At 40.0% G+C, this 22,975-nt stretch carries 14 protein-coding genes; 13 read left to right on the top strand and 1 reads right to left on the bottom strand.

Features of this window, described 5'->3' with window-relative positions; genetic code table 11:
* Positions 1-5: 5 nt before the first annotated feature.
* From D2C72_00665 to D2C72_00675, 3 genes are read left to right on the top strand one after another with little or no spacing between them, the layout of a single operon-like run.
* The gene (locus D2C72_00665; protein ID QEF42991.1) at positions 6-1,460 is read left to right on the top strand and encodes a Ppx/GppA family phosphatase; all 1,455 of its coding nucleotides are present in this window, start codon (positions 6-8) and stop codon (positions 1,458-1,460) included.
* Positions 1,457-2,479 carry a lipopolysaccharide heptosyltransferase I gene (waaC, locus tag D2C72_00670; protein ID QEF42992.1) on the top strand — a complete coding sequence of 341 codons (1,023 nt, stop codon included), beginning with the start codon at positions 1,457-1,459 and terminating at the stop codon, positions 2,477-2,479. Before D2C72_00665 ends, waaC begins: the two co-directional genes overlap by 4 nt.
* Positions 2,476-3,462 carry a lipid A biosynthesis lauroyl acyltransferase gene (locus D2C72_00675; GenBank protein QEF42993.1) on the top strand — a complete coding sequence of 329 codons (987 nt, stop codon included), beginning with the start codon at positions 2,476-2,478 and terminating at the stop codon, positions 3,460-3,462. Before waaC ends, D2C72_00675 begins: the two co-directional genes overlap by 4 nt.
* A 55-nt stretch (positions 3,463-3,517) precedes the next feature.
* Here the strand turns inward: D2C72_00675 and tgt are convergent, their stop codons facing one another.
* On the bottom strand, positions 3,518-4,633 hold the full coding sequence (gene tgt, locus D2C72_00680; GenBank protein QEF42994.1) for a tRNA guanosine(34) transglycosylase Tgt: 1,116 nt from the start codon (positions 4,631-4,633) through the stop codon (positions 3,518-3,520).
* Between the two features lie 50 nt (positions 4,634-4,683).
* Here tgt and D2C72_00685 point away from each other — a divergent pair, with 50 nt between their 5' ends.
* The 10 genes from D2C72_00685 to D2C72_00730 are packed head-to-tail and all read left to right on the top strand — an operon-like array spanning position 4,684 to position 22,966.
* Positions 4,684-6,126 (top strand): potassium transporter TrkA, encoded by a 1,443-nt coding sequence (locus D2C72_00685; GenBank protein ID QEF42995.1) that lies wholly within the window; start codon positions 4,684-4,686, stop codon positions 6,124-6,126.
* 4 nt (positions 6,127-6,130) lie between these two features.
* Entirely contained in the window at positions 6,131-7,162 is a 1,032-nt protein-coding gene (locus tag D2C72_00690) for a 3-dehydroquinate synthase (protein ID QEF42996.1), read from the top strand.
* Complete coding sequence (locus D2C72_00695; protein QEF42997.1) at positions 7,153-8,724, top strand: mechanosensitive ion channel family protein; 1,572 nt, start codon at positions 7,153-7,155, stop codon at positions 8,722-8,724. Before D2C72_00690 ends, D2C72_00695 begins: the two co-directional genes overlap by 10 nt.
* Positions 8,721-9,977, top strand: coding sequence for a tRNA (N(6)-L-threonylcarbamoyladenosine(37)-C(2))-methylthiotransferase MtaB (gene mtaB, locus D2C72_00700; GenBank protein QEF42998.1), 1,257 nt, complete (start codon positions 8,721-8,723; stop codon positions 9,975-9,977). The genes D2C72_00695 and mtaB overlap by 4 nt, the downstream gene beginning before the upstream one ends.
* Positions 9,964-11,616 (top strand): ATP-dependent metallopeptidase FtsH/Yme1/Tma family protein, encoded by a 1,653-nt coding sequence (locus D2C72_00705; protein QEF44149.1) that lies wholly within the window; start codon positions 9,964-9,966, stop codon positions 11,614-11,616. Before mtaB ends, D2C72_00705 begins: the two co-directional genes overlap by 14 nt.
* Before the next feature lie 2 nt (positions 11,617-11,618).
* On the top strand, positions 11,619-12,137 hold the full coding sequence (locus tag D2C72_00710; GenBank protein ID QEF42999.1) for a hypothetical protein: 519 nt from the start codon (positions 11,619-11,621) through the stop codon (positions 12,135-12,137).
* Positions 12,138-12,149: 12 nt separating this feature from the next.
* Positions 12,150-12,623: a DUF4149 domain-containing protein gene (locus tag D2C72_00715; GenBank protein QEF43000.1), complete on the top strand. Its 474-nt coding sequence runs from the start codon at positions 12,150-12,152 to the stop codon at positions 12,621-12,623.
* A gap of 53 nt (positions 12,624-12,676) precedes the next feature.
* Positions 12,677-21,406, top strand: coding sequence for a toxin (locus D2C72_00720; GenBank protein ID QEF43001.1), 8,730 nt, complete (start codon positions 12,677-12,679; stop codon positions 21,404-21,406).
* 47 nt (positions 21,407-21,453) lie between these two features.
* Positions 21,454-22,671, top strand: coding sequence for a diaminopimelate decarboxylase (gene lysA / locus D2C72_00725; GenBank protein QEF43002.1), 1,218 nt, complete (start codon positions 21,454-21,456; stop codon positions 22,669-22,671).
* Between the two features lie 4 nt (positions 22,672-22,675).
* Positions 22,676-22,966 carry a chorismate mutase gene (locus tag D2C72_00730; GenBank protein QEF43003.1) on the top strand — a complete coding sequence of 97 codons (291 nt, stop codon included), beginning with the start codon at positions 22,676-22,678 and terminating at the stop codon, positions 22,964-22,966.
* Positions 22,967-22,975 lie beyond the last annotated feature (9 nt).

The following is a 22,975-nucleotide window of genomic DNA, read 5'->3' on the forward strand; positions in this document are numbered from 1 at the left end:
TAGCAATGGCTAAAATCACAACCGTGATTGATATAGGCTCTAATTCAGTGCGTTTGGCTGTCTTTAAAAAGACGAGCCAGTTTGGGTTTTACTTGCTTTTTGAGACCAAGTCTAAGGTTAGGATTTCAGAGGGCTGTTATGCGTTTAATGGAATCTTACAAGAAATCCCCATGCAAAGAGCCGTTAAAGCCTTGAGCGAATTTAAAGAAATCGCCCTCAAATACAAAAGCAAAAAAATCCTGTGCGTGGCGACCTCAGCGGTGCGCGATGCCCCTAATCGGTTAGAGTTTGTAGCGAGGGTGAAAAAGGCTTGCGGTTTGCAAATCAAAATCATTGATGGGCAAAAAGAAGCGCTCTATGGCGGGATCGCATGCGCGAATTTGTTGCATAAAAATTCAGGGATCACGATAGACATTGGAGGGGGTAGCACCGAGTGCGCGTTGATTGAAAAAGGCAAGATTAAAGATCTCATCTCGCTTGATGTTGGCACGATCCGCATTAAAGAAATGTTTTTAGACAAAGACTTAGAGGTCAAACTGGCTAAAGCCTTTATCCAAAAAGAGGTCTCTAAACTGCCCTTTAAGCATAAAAACGCCTTTGGGGTGGGGGGGACGATTAGGGCGTTGAGTAAGGTGCTGATGAAACGCTTTTGTTACCCTATTGATTCTTTGCATGGCTATGAAATAGATGCACATAAAAATTTAGCGTTCATTGAAAAGATTGTTACGCTCAAAGAAGATCAATTACGGCTTTTAGGGGTGAATGAAGAGCGTTTGGATAGCATTAGGAGCGGGGCGTTGATTTTATCAGTCGTTTTGGAGCATTTAAAAACTTCTTTAATGATCACTAGTGGGGTAGGGGTGAGAGAAGGCGTGTTTTTGAGCGATTTATTACGAAACCATTACCATAAATTCCCCCCCAATATCAACCCTTCTCTCATCTCTTTAAAAGATCGCTTTTTGCCCCATGAAAAACACAGCCAAAAGGTCAAAAAAGAATGCGTGAAATTGTTTGAAGCCTTATCGCCTTTGCATAAAATAGATGAAAAATACCTTTTCCATTTAAAGATTGCGGGGGAATTAGCAAGCATGGGTAAGATTTTAAGCGTCTATTTGGCCCACAAGCACAGCGCGTATTTTATTTTAAACGCTTTGAGTTATGGCTTTAGCCACCAAGATAGAGCGATCATTTGCTTATTGGCGCAATTCAGCCATAAAAAAATCCCTAAAGACAATGCTATCGCCCACATGAGCGCGATGATGCCAAGCCTTTTAACCTTACAATGGCTGAGTTTCATCCTTTCTTTAGCCGAAAATTTGTGCCTGACAGACAGCCATCATCTAAAATACACGCTAGAAAAAAACAAGCTTGTGATCCATTCTAATGGTGCGCTTTACTTGGCTAAAGAGATGCTCCCTAAACTCGTTAAGCCCATTCCTTTGATGATAGAGTTTGCTTGAAAATAGCGATTGTCAGGCTTTCAGCGCTTGGGGATATTATCGTGAGCGCGGTGTTTTTAACGCTGATTAAAGAGCGTTTTACTAACGCTCAAATAGAATGGTTCGTGGATGAAAGATTTGGCGCGATTTTAGAGCATTCCCCTTATATTGATAAATTACACCCCATCGCTTTAAAAAGCACTCTTACGACCTTTAACCCTTTGAAGATTTTCAAACTTTTTAAATCTTTAAGGGCTTATGAATACGATATAGTCATTGACATGCAAGGCTTGATCAAATCCGCTCTCATCACTCAAATGTTAAAAGCCCCTAAAAAAGTCGGCTTTGATTGCACTTCGGCTAGAGAGGGTTTGAGCGCGTTTTTTTACTCGCAAAAAGTTTCTATCGCTTATAATGAGCCTGTTTTAAAGCGCAATTTCACGCTCCTTTCTCATGCCCTAAACTTGCCCCAAAAAGAAATTTCAGAAGAAATTTCAGAGGGCTTAAGCTCTCGATCTAAAGTGTTTTCTTACCAAGATTCTCCAAAAGTTGATGCACTAAATTTGAATAAAAACAAGCTAAAAATCCTTTTTGTTTTAGAAACTTCTAAAATCAATAAAACCTACCCCATAGAGCGTTTTAAAGAGCTGGCTTTGATGCTAGAAAATTTTCAAATTTGCTTGCTATGGCATGCTGATGAAGATAAAGCCACTGCACTTTATGGCGCTTTAAAAAACCAATGCGATGTGTTATTGCTCCCCAAACTCACTTTAAACGAGGTTAAGGCGTTGCTCTTTAAAATGGATTTGATCATTGGGGGCGATACGGGTATTACGCATTTAGCATGGGCGTTGCAAAAACCCAGCATCACCCTTTATGGCAACACGCCCATGGAGCGTTTTAAATTAGAAAGCCCGATCAATGTTTCGCTCACCGGTAATTCAAACGCCAACTACCATAAAAAGGATTTTTCTATCCAAAACATAGAGCCTAAAAAAATTAAAGAATGCGTTTTAAACATTTTAAAGGAAAAAGAATGACTTATAAAGAACGACTCATACACGAAAAAATATTAAAACAAGGCGACAAGGGTTTTAAAACAGAACTGCGCATTTTGAGTATTTTTATCGTGGAATCTTTAGTGAATATTTTGGGGTTTATTTTAGCCAAAATGCCTCATTTGTGGTTTTTAAGGTGCATCAAAGCTGTGGCGTGGCTCATGAAAACTTTTGATAGGCGCCGTTATTTTGACGCTAAAGCCAATTTGGATTTTGTGTTTGGGGATTCTAAAAGCGAAGAAGAGAAAAAAAGGATTATTAAAAAGGGTTATGAAAATTTTGCTTTCATTATTTTAGAAACCATTAGAGTGATCTTTATCCCTAAAGATGAATACGACGCTCGCTTCACGCTCATCAATGAAGAAAATGTGTGGAAGTCTTTAAACAAGGAAGGCCAAGCGATCACTTTATGCATGCATTTTGGCTATTGGGAAGCGGTAGGCACGACTTTAGCGCAATATTATAAGGACTATGGTAGGGGGTGTTTGGGGCGTTTGACTAAATTCGCTCCTATCAATCACATGATCATGAGCAGGCGAGAGGCGTTTGGGGTGCGTTTTGTCAATAAAGTGGGAGCGATGAAAGAACTCATTAAAATGTATAATCAAGGCAATGGCCTTGTGGGGATTTTAGTGGATCAAAATGTTGCGCCTAAAGATGGGGTGGTGGTGAAATTCTTCAATAAAGACGCTACGCACACCACGATCGCTTCTATTTTATCGCGCCGTTACAATATAGACATTCAGCCGGTATTCATTGATTTTAATGACGATTATTCGCATTACACAGCGACCTATTACCCGAGTATGCGCTCTAAAATCACCGATAATGCTGAGAACGATGTTTTAGAATGCACGCAAGCCCAAGCGAGTTTGTGCGAAGAAGTGATTAAAAAGCATCCGGAAAGTTATTTTTGGTTCCATAGGCGTTTTAAAAGCACCCACCCTGAGATTTATCAAAGATAGGGTTTTGTTTTAAGTAAAAATTAAAAACTAAAGCCTTATTTTAAGAAAAACTCATTCAATGAGAGCGGGAGTGGTATTTCTCCAAAAACTCTTTTTTAAAACTCAAAAACCGCTTTTCTAAAATGGCGTTTCTGGCGTTTTTAACCAGCTCTAAATAAAAATGCAAATTGTGCAAACTGGCCAAACGAGCGTAAGTGAGTTCTTTAGCCCTAAACAAATGGTGCAAATAGGCTTTAGAATAGCGTTTGCAAGTATAACATGCGCAATTTTCTTCAATAGGGGTATCATCCAATTTATAGGGCGCGTTTTTGATAGAAATCTTGCCAAAATGCGTGAAAAGGGTGGCGTTTCTGGCGTTTCTGGTGGGCATCACGCAATCAAACATATCCACCCCTAAACCGATAGCGTCTAAAATGTTTTCAGGCGTGCCTACGCCCATTAAGTAGCGAGGCTTGTCTTTGGGGAGCAAGGGGGCGGTGTGCGCGATGGTTTCTAGCATTTCATCTGCGCTTTCCCCCACCGCTAAACCGCCTATAGCATAGCCATCAAAACCCTCATGCGTTAATCCCACGCTAAGGCTGCGCATTTTCAAATGCGTCCCACCTTGGATAATGGCAAAAAGGTTGTTGTTGGGGCGGTTTTTTTGCTTGTGGTATTCTAGGCTAAGATTCGCCCATCTAGCGCTTCTTTTAATGGATTCTTCAAGGCGCTTTAAGGGAGCGGGCAAGCCCACTAAATCGTCTAAAACCATCATAATATCGCTATTTAAAGAATATTGAATGTCCAAAACTTTAGCGGGCGTGAATAAATGCTTGCTCCCATCAATATGGGATTTAAAAACAATCCCGTCTTCTTGCAATTTGACATTATCGCTCAAACTAAAGGCTTGAAACCCTCCACTATCGGTTAAAAAACTCCCATGAAATTGAGCGAAACGATGCAAGCCCCCTAATTGTTCAACCACTTTCTCACCCGGCCTTAAATACATGTGATAGGTGTTGGCTAGAATGAGTTTAGCACCTAAAATTTCTTGCATATCCATAGCGTCTAAAGATTTGATACAGCCTTGCGTGCCTACAGGCATAAAAATGGGTGTCTCTACTTGAGAGTGGGCTAAATTTAAAAGACCAGCTCGCGCGTGTTTGTCAGTCGCTTGGAGTTGAAAATCCATCGTTTAAGCCTTAATCTTGGATATAATGGCGTAATCATTTTTTAGGAAGTTTGGAATTGAAAAAAATCGCCCTTATTTTAGATGGCATTGTAGCAAAAAATTTTTTAGACTTGGTGCTAAGGCATTATTCTAATCATAATTTTTATATAGTGGTTGTCAAAAATGAGAGCCTTATCCCTAAAAACTACCCGAGCACTTTCGCTTTTTATTGTTTTGATGCGACTTCTAGTTTCAGGCTTTTGCAAGTGTTAAACGATGAGGTGAGCGATGCGTTTTTAATCATACAAGATTTTAAAGAACAGCGCATCATTCATAAAATCATTCAGACCCATTTCAAACGCATGCGCGTGGTTTTGAGCGTGAAAAAAGATGGTGAAAAAACTTTAGAAAATAATGAAGAAAATAAAGATGAAAAGCTTATTTTGATTGATGAATTTGAAGTTTTAGCCAATAAATTCATTTCTCGTTTGCCTAATATCCCTAGCACCCCTAGAGAGTTTGGGTTAGGCAAGGGCGAGATCATGGAGATTGATGTGCCTTTTGGGAGCATTTTTGCTTACAGGCATATTGGCTCTATCAGGCAAAAAGAATATAGGATTGTGGGGCTTTATCGCAACGATGTTTTGTTGCTTTCCACTAAATCTTTGGTTATCCAGCCGCGAGACATTCTTTTAGTGGCGGGCAATCCGGAAATTTTAAACGCGGTGTATCATCAAGTCAAAAGCAATGTGGGGCAGTTCCCAGCCCCCTTTGGTAAGAGCATTTATTTATACATTGATATGCGTTTGCAGAACAGAAAAGCGATGATGCGCGATGTGTATCAAGCCTTGTTTTTGCACAAACATTTAAAGAGCTACAAGCTCTACATTCAGGTTTTACACCCCACTAGCCCTAAGTTTTACCATAAATTTTTAGCGCTAGAAACCGAAAGCATTGAAGTGAATTTTGATTTTTACGGGAAAAGTTTTATCCAAAAACTCCATGAAGACCACCAAAAAAAAATGGGCCTAATCGTGGTAGGCAGAGAGCTTTTTTTGTCTAAAAAACACCGAAAGGCCTTGCATAAAACAGCCACCCCGGTTTATAAAACCAACACTTCCGGTTTGTCTAAAACCTCTCAAAGCGTGGTGGTTTTGAATGAAAGCTTGGATATTAATGAGGACATGTCTTCAGTGATCTTTGATGTGTCTATGCAAATGGATTTGGGCTTGTTGCTTTATGATTTTGACCCTAACAAGCGCTATAAAAACGAGATTGTCAATCATTATGAAAATTTAGCCAACACGCTCAACCGCAAGATTGAGATTTTCCAAACCGATATTAAAAATCCTATCATGTATCTCAATTCTTTAAGAAATCCCATTTTGCATTTCATGCCTTTTGAAGAGTGCATCACGCACACGCGCTTTTGGTGGTTTTTATCCACTAAAGTGGAAAAATTAGCGTTTTTAAACGATGATAACCCTCAAATTTTTATCCCTGTAGCGGAGTGAAAGAATGCAAGAAATTGTAATCCCTTTAAAAGAAAAAAGCTATAAAGTGTTTTTGGGGGAACTGCCTGAAATAAAATTGAAACAAAAAGCCCTCATCATTAGCGATAGCATCGTGGCCGGGTTGCATTTGCCCTATTTATTAGAACGCTTGAAAGCCTTAGAAGTCAGAGTGTGCGTGATAGAGTCCGGAGAAAAATACAAGAATTTTCATTCATTAGAGTGCATCTTAAACAACGCCTTTGAAATGCAATTAAACCGCCATTCTTTAATGATAGCCCTTGGTGGGGGAGTGATAAGCGATATGGTGGGGTTTGCGAGCAGTATTTATTTCAGGGGGATTGATTTTATTAATATCCCTACGACTTTACTCGCTCAAGTGGATGCGAGCGTGGGAGGGAAAACAGGGATTAATACGCCTTATGGTAAGAACTTAATCGGATCGTTCCACCAGCCTAAAGCGGTTTATATTGATTTAGCTTTTTTAAAAACCCTTGAAAAAAGGGAATTTCAAGCAGGGGTTGCTGAAATCATTAAAATGGCGGTGTGTTTTGATAAAAACTTGGTAGAAATATTAGAAACAAAGGATTTGAAAGATTGTTTAGAAGAGGTGGTTTTTCAAAGCGTCAGTATCAAAGCTCAAGTCGTTGTTCAAGATGAAAAAGAGCGAAACATCAGGGCTGGGTTGAACTATGGGCATACCTTTGGGCATGCGATAGAAAACGAGACCAATTACGAGCGATTTTTGCATGGCGAAGCGATCGCTATTGGCATGCGCATGGCTAATGATTTAGCCCTTTCTTTAGGCATGCTCACTTTAAAAGAATACGAACGCATAGAAAATTTATTGAAAAAATTTGATTTGATATTCCATTACAAAATCACCGATATTCAAAAATTTTACGAACGCTTGTTTTTAGACAAAAAAAGCGAAAATAAGACAATCAAATTCATTCTGCCTAAAGGCATTGGAGCGTTTGAGGTTGCCTCTCATATCCCTAAAGAAGCGATCATAAAGGTGTTAGAAAAATGGCATTAAGGGTATTATTATTCTTTTGTTTTTTGTTTTTACAAGCAGAAGATAAAAGCCAAGAGCTATTGTCCATACAAAAACAAATGGCTTTGGTGGATAAAAAACTCGCCAAAGACGATAACGTGTGGTTGAAAAAATTTGAAAACTACAAGATCTACAACCAAATTTATACCGAAAAAGAGAGCGTGAGGCAGGAATTAAGGCGCTTAAAAAATAAAAAAAGCAAGGATTTATTAAAGATTAGCACCTTAGAGCATACCCTAAAGGCTTTAGAGTCCCAACAAAAAATGTTTGAAAGCTACGGGGTCAATCCTTTTAAGGACTTGATAGAGCGCCCCAATATCCCCAATATCCCTAATATCGCTAACCCTATTGCGATCATTGATGGCATTTCTTTCATTAAAAGCATGCGTTTAAAGCATGAAAGTCTCAAAAGCAATCAGACTGCTTTAGAAGAAGTTTTAAAGCTTTTAGATCAAAAACACCAGCTTTTAAATCAGTGGCACGCTTTGGATAAAAGCGCGAAACTAAGCGATGAGATTTATCAAACTCAAGCCAAACGCTTAGAATTGCAAGGGGCTCAAAACATTCTAAAAACCACGATCGGGATTTTCCAAAAAGACAGCGATGAAGCCGTTAGTATTGTCAAATCTCAAGTTAAAAACCAGCTTTTTAAACTGATTTATGTGTTTTTAGCGGCCCTTTTGAGCGTGGTGTTTGCGTGGATTTTAAAAATCATTTCCAGTAAATACATTGAAAATAATGAGCGCGTCTATACCGTGAATAAAGCCATTAACTTCGTGAATGTGAGCGTGATCATTTTAATTTTTCTTTTTTCTTATTTGGAAAACGTTACTTACTTGGTAACGGTTTTAGGCTTTGCGAGCGCGGGTTTAGCGATTGCGATGAAAGATTTGTTCATGAGCTTGCTCGGGTGGTTTATCATTTTAATTGGGGGGAGCGTGCATGTGGGCGATAGGGTTCGTATCGCTAAGGGGACGGATATTTTTATTGGCGATGTGTTGGATATTTCTATGTTGCACATTACGATTTTAGAAGACGTAACCTTTACCACTTACACGAATAACAGGAGAGCGGGCCGAATTATCTTTGTGCCTAACAATTATATTTTCACCACCATGTTCGCCAATTACAGCCATTTTGGGATGAAAACGGTTTGGGATGGGGTGGATTTTTGCGTTACATTTGATTCTGATTTTAAAAAAGCTTCTAAAATTGCGCTCAACATCGCTACAGAATTGTCTAAAGAATACACGGATATCACCTATAAACAGCTCAATAAAATGCGCGACCGGTATTCTTTAAGGAGTTTGAGCGTGAAACCACGATGCTTTTTGATGCCTGAAAGTAACGGGATAAAAATCTCGGTGTGGTATCAAACCAATTCGTATGCGACCATGTCTTTAAGGAGCAAGATTGTGGCTGAAATCGTTGAAGCTTTTTTGAAAGAAGAAAATATCCATATCGCTTATACGACCAGCAAGCTGCTTAAAGTGGATGCTGATGCTCTAGGCGATGGCTTTGGGAATAAAAGGGAACAAAAATGAAAAAAGTCTATTTCAAAACTTTTGGGTGCAGGACGAATCTTTTTGACACGCAAGTGATGGGCGAGAATTTAAAGGATTTTAGCGCGATTTTAGAAGAACAAGAAGCCGATATTATTGTGATCAATTCTTGCACCGTGACTAATGGGGCTGATAGTGCGGTAAGGAGTTACGCTAAAAAAATGGCGCGATTGAATAAAGAAGTGCTATTTACTGGCTGTGGGGTGAAAACTCAAGGCAAAGAGCTTTTTGAAAAAGGGTTTTTAAAGGGTGTTTTTGGGCATGACAATAAAGAAAAGATTAACGCGCTTTTACAAGAAAAAAAGCGTTTTTTCATAGATGACAATTTAGAAAACAAGCACTTAGACACCACGATGGTGAGCGAGTTTGTGGGCAAGACTAGGGCGTTTATTAAGATTCAAGAAGGCTGTGATTTTGATTGCAATTATTGCATTATCCCAAGCGTGAGAGGGAGGGCTAGGAGCTTTGAAGAAAGGAAAATTTTAGAGCAAGTGGGTCTTTTATGCTCTAAAGGCGTTCAAGAAGTGGTTTTAACCGGCACTAACGTGGGGAGCTATGGGAAAGATAAAGAAAGCAATATTGCAAGGTTGATTAAAAAATTAAGCCAGATTACCGGATTAAAACGCATAAGGATTGGGAGCTTAGAGCCTAATCAAATCAACGATGAATTTTTAGAGCTTTTAGGAGAGGATTTTTTAGAAAAACATTTGCATATCGCTTTACAGCACAGCCATGATTTCATGCTAGAGAGAATGAACCGAAGAAACCGCACTAAAAGCGATAGGGAATTATTAGAAACAATCGCTTCTAAGAATTTTGCTATTGGCACGGATTTTATTGTAGGGCATCCGGGCGAGAGCGGAAGCGTTTTTGAAAAAGCGTTTAAAAATTTAGAAAGCTTGCCTTTAACGCACATCCACCCTTTTATTTACAGCAAACGAAAAGACACCCCCTCTAGCTTGATGCATGATAGCGTGAGTTTGGAAGATTCTAAAAAGCGTTTGAATGCGATTAAAGATTTGATTTTTCATAAAAATAAGGCGTTCAGGCAATTGCAACTCAAACTCAACACGCCCCTAAAAGCCTTAGTGGAAGTGCAAAAAGACGGCGAATTTAAAGCCCTAGATCAATTCTTCAACCCCATTAAAATCAAAAGCGATAAGCCTTTAAGGGCTAGTTTTTTAGAAATCAAAGAGTATGAAATTAAGGATAGGGAAAATCATGCCGTTTTCTAAATTTTTAGAAAACCTCACCGCTCCCTTTAAACGCATCAAAAACCGCTCGCTTGTTTTGGCGTTAGGGTTTTTGATCCTTACTTTTTGCTTGCTTCTTTTTTTAATCTTAAGCGATGTTTCTAGGCTCATATCGGGTAAGGACTTTTTTTATGTGATCCAGTCTCACCCTAAACAAACTCTAATTGAAGATGAAAATTATTTTTATGCTAACAAGGGTCTTTATAAAACCAACAAAGAAGCTTTTTTAAGGGTTTATAAAATCCCAGAAAGCATGCCCGTAGAAAAACGAGAAAATTTAAACAAGGTTTCTAAAATCTTTTTGGCGTTGCTTTTTTTCATTTCTAGCATGCTTTTTGGGATCTTTTGGCGTTTGCCCAAACGACTGGACACTAAAATGAGTTTAGAAAGTGCGACTAAAAACGAATTAGAAAATGCATTCCAACGATACGATGCGCTAGGGGTGCGTTTTGAAGATATTGCAGGAGTGGATGAAGTCAAAGAAGAATTATTAGAAGTGATAGATTATTTAAAAAACCCTAAAAAATACCAGGATTTAGGGATTTTCCTCCCTAAAGGCGTTTTATTAGTGGGGCCTCCTGGAGTGGGCAAAACCATGATCGCTAAAGCCTTAGCGAGTGAAGCCAGAGTGCCGTTTTTTTATGAAAGCGGGAGCGCGTTTTCTCAAATTTATGTGGGGGCTGGGGCTAAAAAAGTGCATGAACTTTTCATGCACGCTAAAAGGCATGCCCCTTCTATTATTTTTATTGATGAAATTGACGCTTTGGGTAAGGCTAGGGGAGGGCATAGGAGCGATGAAAGAGAGGCCACGCTCAATCAGCTTTTAACCGAAATGGATGGGTTTTTGCAAAACGATGAGGTGGTGGTGATAGGAGCGACTAACCAAATGGAAGTGATGGATGAAGCGCTATTAAGGAGCAAACGATTTGATCGGCGCATTTTCATTTCTTTACCGGATTTACTAGAAAGGCAGAGCATTTTAGAAAAGCTGTTAGAAAACAAAAAGCATGTGCTCAATTACCTTAAGATCGCTAAAATTTGCGTGGGTTTTAGCGGGGCGATGTTAGCGACTTTAATCAATGAAAGCGCTCTAAACGCCCTAAAACACCAACGAAACGAAATCACTGAGAGCGACATTTTAGAAGTGAAAGACAAGATCGCTTACGGCAAGAAAAAGCCCCAAACCTTAGACGAAAACCAAAAGGAATTAGTCGCTTTGTATCAAAGCGCGAAAGCCTTGAGCGCGTATTGGCTAGAAATTGAATTTGATAAAGCACCAATATTAGGGGAATTTATCGCCTTTAATGAGAATAAAATCCATAGCGAAAGCGAGATTAAAAATTATATTAAAGTGTATTTGAGCGGGACGATTATTTTAGAGCTGCTTTATAAGGAGCGTTATAGTCTGTCTAAACAAGACTTGCAAAAAGCGAAATTTTTGAACGAATTTATGGCCAGTGAGCTTCTTTTAGCCCCTACAAAAGAGTCTTTAAGCGTTCTTTATGAAGAGCAACTGGAGTTTTTAAAGCCGCAAATTGCAGCTTGCAAGCGATTAAGCGCTCTACTATTAGAGCAAGAATATTTAGAACATTCCAATTTGTATGATTTATTGAACGGGTGAAAATGCGTTTTTTTAGTGGTTTTGGGTTTGTTAATGAAAGCGTTTTGTTTGAAGAGTGGCTTTTAAAAGGGGCTTATGATATCTCAGGCTTTTCTATGGGGGCGATTAAGGCGATAGAATACGCTTATAGTGAAGTCTTACAACAGCGGCGCATCAATTCTTTGTTATTGTTTTCGCCTTGCATGTTAGCGCATAAGAGTTTGGCGTTCAAACGCTTGCAACTTTCTTCGTTTCAAAAAGATCCGCAAAGCTACATGGACAACTTTTATCAGGAAGTGGGATTGAGCGCTCAATTGGAGCGTTTTAAAAAAATGGGTTCTTTAGAAGAATTGGAATTTTTATTGGATTACAAGTATAGTGATTCTATAATTAGACTTTTATTAGAAAAAGGCGTGAAGATTGAAGTGTTTATCGGTTTAAAAGACAGGATCACTGACATTCAAGCCCTTTTAGAATTTTTTATGCCTTTAGTTCAAGTGTGGCAGTTTAAGGATTGTAACCATTTGTTGCAAAAATCTTAAAAAAGGTGGAAGATGAAAAAATTTGGTTTAGGGGTGTATTTGCTTCTTTTAGGTATTTTGGGTGGCTCTTTGATCATTCTAGGAGCGATAGTTGCACCCATTGTTTTCAAAGCTTCAAGCATTTTACCCGAATTGAATCTGACTCCCTTTGAGAGCGGGAAACTCATGGCGCAAATCTTTGTGCGTTTCAATTATGTTTTGGGCGCGATCGGTTTTGTGGTGTTACTTTATGAAATCGTTTCGTTTATTTATTATAAAAGATCGTTAGTGTATTTGATCCTTGGCGTGGCGATAGGGGCGTTGTGTTTTCTCTTTGTTTTTTATTACACGCCTTATATTTTAAACGCTCAAAAAATAGGCGAAGTTGCGCTTCAAAGCACTGAATTTGCCCGCTCGCACGCTCAAAGCGAATGGCTGTTTAAGGAATTGTTTGTGCTGGTGTGCGCTTTGTTTTTTTGGCGTTTGCTTGGAAAAAATGCGCTTTGATGTAAAGGGGAGGATTTTTAGTTACTATTTAGGAAATGAGAGGGTAGCATTTAATGAAAAAGTTTAAAAAGAAACCAAAAAGTATCAAACGATCGCATCAAAATCAAAAAACAATCTTAAAGCGTCCTTTATGGCTTATGCCTTTACTGATTGGCGGGTTTGCTAGTGGGGTGTATGCTGATGGAACGGATATTTTGGGGTTTAGTTGGGGGGAAAAAAGCCAAAAGGTATGCGTGCATCATCCATGGTATGCTCTATGGAGTTGCGACAAATGGGAGGAAAAAACACAACAATACACAGGAAACCAACTCATCACAAAAACTTGGGCAGGGGGTAATGCGGCTAACTACTACCACTCTCAAAACAACCAAGACATCACAGCCAATTTAAAAAATGATAACGGCACTTATTTTTTAAGCGGTCTGTATAACTACACCGGAGGGGAATATAATGGGGGGAATTTAAATATTGAATTAGGCAGTAACGCTACCTTTAATCTAGGTGCGAGTAGTGGGAATAGCTTCACTTCTTGGTATCCTAATGGGCATACTAATATTACTTTTAGCGCTGGGACTATCAATGTGAATAACAGCGTAGAAGTGGGCAATCGTGTGGGATCGGGAGCTGGCACGCACACGGGAATAGCCACTTTAAAATTGAACGCTAATAAGGTCAATATCAATTCCAATATCAGCGCGTTTAAGACTTCGCAAGTGAATATAGGCAACGCTAACAGCGTTATTGCCATCGGTTCGGTTTCTTTAAGTGGGAATACTTGCAGTTCTTTAGCCAGTGTGGGCGTAGGGGCTAATTGCTCTAATTCAGGGCCTAGCTATTCTTTTAAAGGGACGACAAACGCTACTAACACGACTTTTAGCAACGCAAACGGCAGTTTCACTTTTGAAGAGAACGCCACTTTTAGCGGGGCGAAATGGAATGGGGGGGTATTCACTTTCAATAAAGAGTTTAACGCTACCAATAACACCGCTTTTAATAGCGGTAGTTTCACTTTTAAAGATACAAGCTCTTTTAATAACGCTTCGTTTAGTAACGCCACATACACTTTTGACAATCAAGCCACCTTTCAAAACAGCTCCTTTAATGGGGGGACTTTTACTTTTAACAACCAAACTAATCCAACTAACAGAGCTCAGCACCCCCAAATTCAAAACAGCTCTTTTAGTGGTGGCGCTATTACTCTTAAGGGCTTTGTGGATTTCCAGCAAGCTTTTAACAATTCAAACCACCAACTAACAATCCAAAACGCTTCCTTTAATAACGCCACTTTTAACAATACTGGTAAAATCACTATAGAAAAAGATGCGAGTTTTAATAACACGACATTCAACACTTCTGTTAATACAAACAACATGATCATTAGTGGTGGTGTTACTTTAAGCGGTAAAAATGACTTGAACAATGGCTCAACCCTTGATTTTGGGAGTTCTAAAATCACTCTCACTCAAGGGACGACTTTTAACCTTACAAGTTTAGGCAGTGAGAAGAGCGTAACGATTTTAAATTCTAGCGGTGGGATCACTTATAATCATCTTTTAAACCATGCAATCAACGGCCTGACAAACGCCCTAAAAACGAATGAAAGCCCTTCAAAGCCGCAAAGTTTCGCTCAAGGTTTGTGGGATATGATCACTTACAATGGGGTTACCGGACAGCTTTTGAGCGAAAACGCTGCAACACCTAAACCCGCTGACTCTTCGCCCTCTGCACCCACTAAAGACTCCCCACAAGTCTATCAAGTGGGCTACAAAATAGGGGATACTATCTACAAACTGCAAGAAACTTTTAGCCATGATTCTATTATTATCCAGGCTTTAGAGAGCGGGACTTACACGCCACCCCCTGTCATTAACGGCTCCAAATTTGACTTATCCGCTTCAAATTATATTAATGCTGACATGCCTTGGTATGATCATAAATATTACATCCCCAAATCTCAAAACTTTACAGAGAGCGGGACTTATTACTTGCCGAGCGTTCAAATATGGGGGAGCTACACCAACTCGTTTAAACAAACCTTTAGTGCTAGTGGTAGTAATCTGGTGATCGGGTATAACGCAACATGGACTGATCATAATGTTTCTTCTAGCGGCACGGTGTCTTTTGGGGACACTTCAGGGAGCGCTCTTAATGGGCATTGCGGGCCTTGGCCCTATTACCAATGCACAGGCACGACTAACGGCACTTATAGCGCTTATCATGTCTATATCACAGCGAATCTGCGTTCTGGCAATCGTATAGGCACCGGTGGGGCAGCCAATCTGGTCTTTAATGGGGTAGATAGTATCAATATCGCTAACGCTACCATCACGCAACATAACGCCGGGATTTATTCAAGCTCTATGACTTTTTCCACGCAAAACATGGACAATTCGCAGAATTTGAGTGGCCTAAACGCTAACGGCACGCTTTTGGTGTATGGCACAACTTTCACTAACCAAGCCAAAGATGGGAAATTCATTTTCAATGTAGGGCAAGCGGTTTTTGAAAACACCAACTTTAATGGAGGGAGTTACCAATTCAGCGGTGATAGCTTGAATTTTTCAAATAACAACCAGTTCAATAGCGGTTCGTTTGAAATTAGCGCAAAAAACGCTTCGTTTAATAACGCTAACTTTAACAACAGCGCTTCTTTTAATTTCAATAATTCTAACGCAACCACTTCGTTTATGGGGGATTTCACTAACGCTAATTCAAATTTGCAAATCGCCGGGAACGCTGTTTTTGGGAACTCTACTAATGGCTCTCAAAATACCGCTAATTTCAATAATACCGGCTCTGTTAATATTTCCGGGAATGCAACCTTTGATAATGTGGTATTTAACAGCCCCACAAACACGAGCGTGAAAGGGCAAGTTACTTTAAATAACATCACTTTAAAAAACCTGAACGCTCCTTTGTCTTTTGGCGATGGAACGATTGCTTTTAGCGCTCATTCGGTGATTAATATTGGTGAAGCTATCACTAATGGCAACCCTATCACCCTTGTAAGCTCTTCTAAAGAAATTGAATACAACAACGCTTTCAGTAAAAATCTATGGCAGCTCATCAACTACCAAGGGCATGGGGCAAGCAGTGAAAAGCTCGTTTCTAGCGTGGGTAATGGCGTCTATGATGTGGTGTATTCTTTCAATAACCAAACCTACAATTTCCAAGAGATTTTTTCACAAAACAGCATTTCTATCCGGCGTTTGGGTGTTGGCATGGTGTTTGATTATGTGGATATGGAAAAATCGGATCATTTGTATTATCAAAACGCTCTCGGTTTTATGACCTACATGCCTAATAGCTATAACAATAATTTAGGGAATTTAAACAACACCATTTATTATTACGACAACAGCATTGATTTTTATGCGAGTGGGAAAACTCTATTCACTAAAGCGGAATTTTCTCAAACGTTCACCGGGCAAAACAGCGCGATCGTTTTTGGGGCTAAAAATATATGGACGAACGCAAGCGATGCGCCGCAATCTAGTGTGATCATTCGCTTTGGGGACAATAAGGGGGCAGGGAGCAATGATGCGAGCGGGCATTGCTGGAACTTGCAATGCATAGGCTTTATCACAGGGCATTATGAAGCGCAAAAGATTTACATCACCGGCAGCATTGAAAGCGGGAATCGCATTTCTAGCGGTGGGGGCGCGAGCCTTAATTTTAACGGGCTTCAAGGCATTCTTTTAACGAACGCGACTCTGTATAACCGCGCCGCTGGGACGCAAAGCTCTTCTATGAATTTTGTTTCTAACAGTGCGAACATTCAAGCCCAAAACTCCTATTTTATAGACGATACCGCGCAAAATAAAGGCAACCCTAATTTTAGTTTCAACGCTTTGAATCTGGATTTTTCTAACAGCTCTTTTAGAGGCTATGTGGGGACAACGCAATCTGTTTTTCAATTCAATGCCGTTAATGCGATCAGTTTCACTAACAGCTCTAATTTAAGCTCTGGTTTGTATCAAATGCAAGCTAAAAGCGTGTTGTTTGACAATTCCAATTTAAGCGTTTCAGTGGGGACAAGCAGCATTAAAGCCAATGCGATCAATCTTTCTCAAAACGCCTCAATCAATGCGAGCAACCATTCAACCTTAGAACTTTCTGGCGATTTGAATTTGAACGACACCAGTTCGCTCAACCTCAACCAAAGCACTATCAATGTGTCTAACAACGCCACGATCAACGATTATGCGAGCTTGATTGCGAGTAATGGCTCTCACCTTAATTTTAATGGGGCGGTTAATTTCAATTCAGCGAATATTACTACGAGTTTGAATAATTCCTCTATCGTGTTTAAGGGAGCGAGCTCTTTAGGAGGGCAGTTTAATTTAAGCAATAACTCTTCTTTAGATTTTCAAGGCTCTAGCGCTATCACCTCTAACACGGCGTTTAATTTCTATGATAACGCTTTTTCTCAAAGCCCTATCGCTTTCCATCAAGCCCTTGACATTAAAGCGCCCTTGAGTTTGGGAGGCAACCTCTTAAACCCTAACAACAGCAGCGTGCTGAATTTGAAAAACAGCCAGCTTGTTTTTAGCGATCAAGGGAGCTTGAATATCGCTAACATTGATTTACTAAGCGATCTGAACGATAATAAAAATCGTGTGTATAACATCATTCAAGCGGACATGAATAATAATTGGTATGAGCGTATCAGCTTCTTTGGCATGCGCATCAATGACGGGATTTATGATGCTAAAAACCAAACTTATAGTTTCACTAACCCTCTCAATAACGCCCTAAAAATCACCGAGAGCTTTAAAAATAACCAACTGAGCGTTACGCTCTCTCAAATCCCAGGCATTAAAAACGCGCTCTATAACATTGGCTCTGAAATCTTTAACTACCAAAAAGTTTATAACAACGCTAATGGCGTGTATTCTTATAGCGATGACGCAGAAGGCGTGTTTTATCTCACTAGCAGCGTGAAAGGCTATTACAACCCCAACCAATCCTATCAAGCCAGCGGCAGTAATAACACCACGAAAAATAACAATATAACCTCTGAGTCTTCTGTCATTTCGCAAACCTATAACGCGCAAGGCAACCCTATCAGCGCGTTACATGTCTATAACAAGGGCTATAATTTCAACAATATCAAGGCGTTAGGGCAAATGGCGCTCAAACTCTACCCTGAAATCAAAAAGATATTAGGGAATGATTTTTCGCTTTCAAGTTTGAGCGATTTAAAAGGCGATGCGCTAAACCAGCTTACCAAGCTCATCACGCCTAGCGATTGGAAAAACATTAACGAGTTGATTGATAACGCAAACAATTCGGTGGTGCAAAATTTCAATAACGGCACTTTGATTGTAGGAGCGACTAAAATAGGGCAAACAGACACCAATAGTGCGGTGGTTTTTGGGGGCTTGGGCTATCAAAAGCCTTGCGATTACACCGACATTGTGTGCCAAAAATTTAGAGGCACTTATTTGGGGCAGCTTTTGGAGTCCAGCTCGGCTGATTTGGGCTATATTGACACGACTTTTAACGCTAAAGAAATTTATCTTACCGGCACTTTAGGGAGCGGAAACGCATGGGGGACTGGGGGGAGCGCGAGCGTAACTTTTAACAGCCAAACTTCGCTCATTCTCAACCAAGCCAATATCGTAAGCTCGCAAACCGATGGGATTTTTAGCATGCTAGGCCAAGAGGGCATCAATAAGGTTTTCAATCAAGCCGGGCTCGCTAATATTTTGGGCGAAGTGGCGATGCAATCCATTAACAAAGCCGGGGGATTAGGGAATTTGATAGTAAATACGCTAGGGAGTGATAGCGTGATCGGGGGGTATTTAACGCCTGAGCAAAAAAATCAAACCCTAAGCCAGCTTTTAGGGCAGAATAATTTTGATAACCTCATGAACGATAGCGGTTTGAACACGGCGATTAAGGATTTGATCAGACAAAAATTAGGCTTTTGGACCGGGTTAGTGGGGGGATTAGCCGGACTAGGGGGCATTGATTTGCAAAACCCTGAAAAGCTTATAGGGAGCATGTCCATCAATGATTTATTGAGTAAAAAAGGGTTATTCAATCAGATCACTAGCTTTATTTCCGCTAACGATATAGGGCAAGTCATAAGCGTGATGCTGCAAGATATTGTCAAACCGAGCAATGCTTTACAAAACGATATAGTCGCTTTAGGCAAACAAATGATTGGCGAATTTTTAGGGCAAGACACGCTCAATTCTTTAGAAAGCCTGTTGCAAAACCAGCAGATTAAAAGCGTTTTAGACAAAGTCCTAGCGGCTAAAGGTTTAGGGTCTATTTATGAACAAGGCTTGGGGGATTTGATACCTAGTCTTGGTAAAAAAGGGCTTTTCGCTCCTTATGGCTTGAGTCAAGTGTGGCAAAAAGGGGATTTTAGTTTCAACGCGCAAGGCAATGTTTTTGTGCAAAATTCCACTTTCTCTAACGCTAATGGAGGCACGCTCTCTTTTAACGCAGGGAATTCGCTCATTTTTGCCGGCAACAATCATATCGCTTTCACTAACCATTTTGGAACGCTTCAATTATTGTCTAATCAAGTTTCTAACATTAATATCACTACGCTTGATGCCAGCAACGGCCTTAAGATTAATGCCGGTAGTAACAATATTTCTGTGTCTCAAGGCGATCTGTTTATCAACGCTAGTTGCACGCAACAAAGCACTCCAACGACAGCTAGCGCTGCAAACCCTTGTGCATTTAACGCCCAAAGCGCGAATGGCGCTTCTTCTAATAGTGCATCAAATAACGCGCCAATCGCCTTGAATAATAACGATGAGAGCTTGATGGTTACGGCGAATGATTTCAATTTTTCAGGCAATATTTACGCTAACGGGGTGGTTGATTTTTCAAAAATTAAAGGTTCTGCAAACGTTAAAAACCTGTATCTTTACAATAACGCTCAATTCCAAGCCAACAACCTCACGATTTCCAACCAAGCGGTGTTAGAGAACAACGCTAGCTTTGTAACGAATAACTTAAACATTCAAGGGGCGTTTAACAACAACGCCACGCAAAAAATAGAGGTGCTTCAAAATTTAGTGATCGCTTCAAACGCTTCTTTAGGCACTGGGATTTATGGGTTAGAAGTAGGGGGGGCGTTGAATAATTTGGGAACGATCCATTTTAATTTAGAAAACATTCAAACGCCTGTAAATCCGCTCATTCAAGCAGAGGGGATCATTAATCTCAACACCACCCAAACGCCTTTTATCAATGTCAATAACAGCATGGCCAATAACACGACTTACACCTTATTGAAAAGTAGGCGTTACATTGATTACAATATCAACCCTAACAGCTTGCAATCGTATTTGAAGCTCTATACCTTAATCAATATCAACGGAAACCACATAGAGGAAAAAAATGGCGTATTGACTTATTTGGGCCAACGGGTTTTATTACAAGATAAGGGGTTATTATTAAGCGTAGCGTTGCCTAACTCAAATAATGCCTCTCAAAACAACATTTTAAGCCTTTCTGTTCTTTATGACCAGATTAAAATGTCTTATGGCGATAGGATCATGGACTTTACCCCCCCTACTTTACAAGATTACATTGTGGGCATTCAAGGGCAAAGCGCGCTCAATCAAATTGAAGCGATAGGGGGGAATAACGCTATCAAGTGGCTTTCAACATTGATGATGGACACTAAAGAAAACCCGCTTTTTGCACCGATTTATTTAAAAAACCACTCTTTGAATGAAATCTTAGGCGTAACAAAAGATCTTCAAAACACCGCAAGCTTGATTTCTAACCCTAATTTTAGGGATAACGCTACCAACCTTTTAGAATTGGCGAGTTACACCCAACAAACCAGCCGTTTAACGAAACTCTCTGATTTTAGGGCTAGAGAGGGAGAGTCTGATTTTTCTGAGCGCTTATTAGAGCTTAAAAACAAGCGTTTCAGCGATCCTAACCCTGGAGAGGTTTTTGTCAAATACTCTCAACTTAGCAAACACCCCAATAACCTTTGGGTTCAAGGGGTGGGGGGAGCGAGCTTTATTTCTGGGGGCAATGGCACGCTTTATGGCTTGAATGCGGGCTATGACAGGTTGGTTAAAAACATGATCCTTGGGGGTTATGTGGCTTATGGGTATAGCGGTTTTAACGGGAACATCATGCATTCTTTGGCCAATAATGTGGATGTGGGGATGTATGCGAGGGCTTTTTTAAAAAGAAACGAATTCACTTTGAGCGCGAATGAAACTTATGGGGGCAATGCAAATAATATCAATTCTTCTAATCCCTTGCTTTCTGTGTTGAACCAACGCTACAACTACAACACCTGGACAACGAGCGTGAATGGGAATTACGGTTATGATTTCATGTTCAAACAAAAAAGCGTGGTGCTAAAACCTCAAGTGGGCTTGAGCTATCATTTCATAGGCTTGAGCGGGATGAAAGGCAAAATGCAAAATCCAGCCTACCAACAATTCGTCATGCATTCAAACCCTTCTAACGAATCGGTTTTAACGCTCAACATGGGGCTAGAGAGCCGTAAATATTTTGGCAAAAATTCCTATTATTTTGTAACGGCGAGGTTGGGCAGGGATCTTTTGATCAAATCTAAAGGCGGCAATATGGTGCGTTTTGTGGGCGAAAACACTTTATTGTACCGCAAGGGGGAAATTTTTAACACTTTTGCGAGCGTGATCACAGGGGGCGAAATGCATTTGTGGCGTTTGATGTATGTGAATGCGGGGGTGGGGCTTAAAATGGGCTTGCAATACCAAGATCTTAATATCACTGGGAATGTGGGCATGCGAGTGGCGTTTTAGCTTTTTTGCTATAATGCTTCGTTCAAATTTTATGGTTAGGTTTTTCCATGTTTAATTATGAAGAGCTGTTTCAAACTTATAAAACCCCTTTTTACCTCTATGATTTTGACAAGATCAAACAGGCTTTTTTGAATTATAAAGAAGCGTTTAGGGGGCGTAAATCTTTGATTTGCTACGCTTTAAAGGCGAATTCTAATTTGAGTATCCTCTCCTTATTGGCAAATTTAGGGAGTGGGGCAGATTGCGTTTCCATAGGCGAGATACAAAGGGCTTTAAAAGCCGGGATCAAGCCTTATAAAATCGTGTTTAGCGGGGTGGGTAAGAGCGCATTTGAAATAGAGCAAGCCCTAAAACTCAACATTTTATTTTTGAATGTGGAAAGTTTTATGGAATTAAAAACGATTGAAACAATCGCTCAATCTTTAGGGATAAAGGCTAGGATTTCCATTAGAATCAACCCTAACATTGACGCTAAAACGCACCCCTATATTTCTACCGGTTTGAAAGAAAATAAGTTCGGCGTAGGAGAAAAAGAAGCTTTAGAAATGTTTCTTTGGGCTAAAAAAAGCGCGTTTTTAGAGCCTGTCAGCGTGCATTTTCATATCGGATCGCAGCTCTTAGATTTAGAGCCGATTATAGAAGCGAGCCAAAAGGTGGCTAAAATCGCTAAATCTTTGATCGCGCTAGGGATTGATTTGCGCTTTTTTGATGTGGGTGGAGGCATTGGTGTGAGCTATGAAAATGAAGAAACGATTAAGCTTTATGATTATGCGCAAGGGATTTTAAACGCGCTTCAAGGCTTGGATTTGACCATTATTTGTGAGCCGGGTCGATCCATCGTGGCTGAGAGTGGGGAATTGATCACGCAGGTTTTGTATGAAAAAAAGGCTCAAAACAAGCGCTTTGTGGTTGTGGATGCGGGCATGAATGATTTTTTACGCCCCAGTTTGTATCATGCTAAACATGTCATAAGGGTCATAACGCCCTCTAATGGGCGTGAGATCTCGCCTTGCGATGTGGTAGGGCCTGTGTGTGAGAGCAGCGACACTTTTTTAAAAGATGTCCATTTGCCAGAATTAGAGCCAGGCGATAAAATAGCGATTGAGAAGGTTGGGGCTTATGGCTCTAGCATGGCCAGTCAATACAATTCGCGCCCCAAACTTTTAGAATTAGCCCTAGAAGATCACAAAATCAGAGTGATAAGAAAAAGAGAGGCTTTAGAAGATTTATGGCGGCTAGAAGAAGAAGGCTTAAAAGGGGTTTGATTAGATGCAAAAGAATTTGGATAGTCTTTTAGAAAATTTAAGGGCTGAAATTGATGCGTTGGATAATGAATTGAGCGATCTTTTAGACAAACGCTTAGAAATCGCTTTAAAAATCGCTCTCATCAAACAAGAAAGCCCCATTTATTGCCCTAAAAGAGAGCAAGAAATTTTAAAACGACTCAGCCAAAGGGATTTCAAGCATTTGAATGGAGAAATTCTTACGGGTTTTTATACAGAGGTTTTTAAGATTTCTAGAAAATTTCAAGAAAACGCCCTCAAAGAATTAAAAAAATAAAAGAGAGTT

Origin of the sequence: Helicobacter pylori, from assembly GCA_008032955.1 — a bacterium.
Classification (GTDB): domain Bacteria; phylum Campylobacterota; class Campylobacteria; order Campylobacterales; family Helicobacteraceae; genus Helicobacter; species Helicobacter pylori_DC.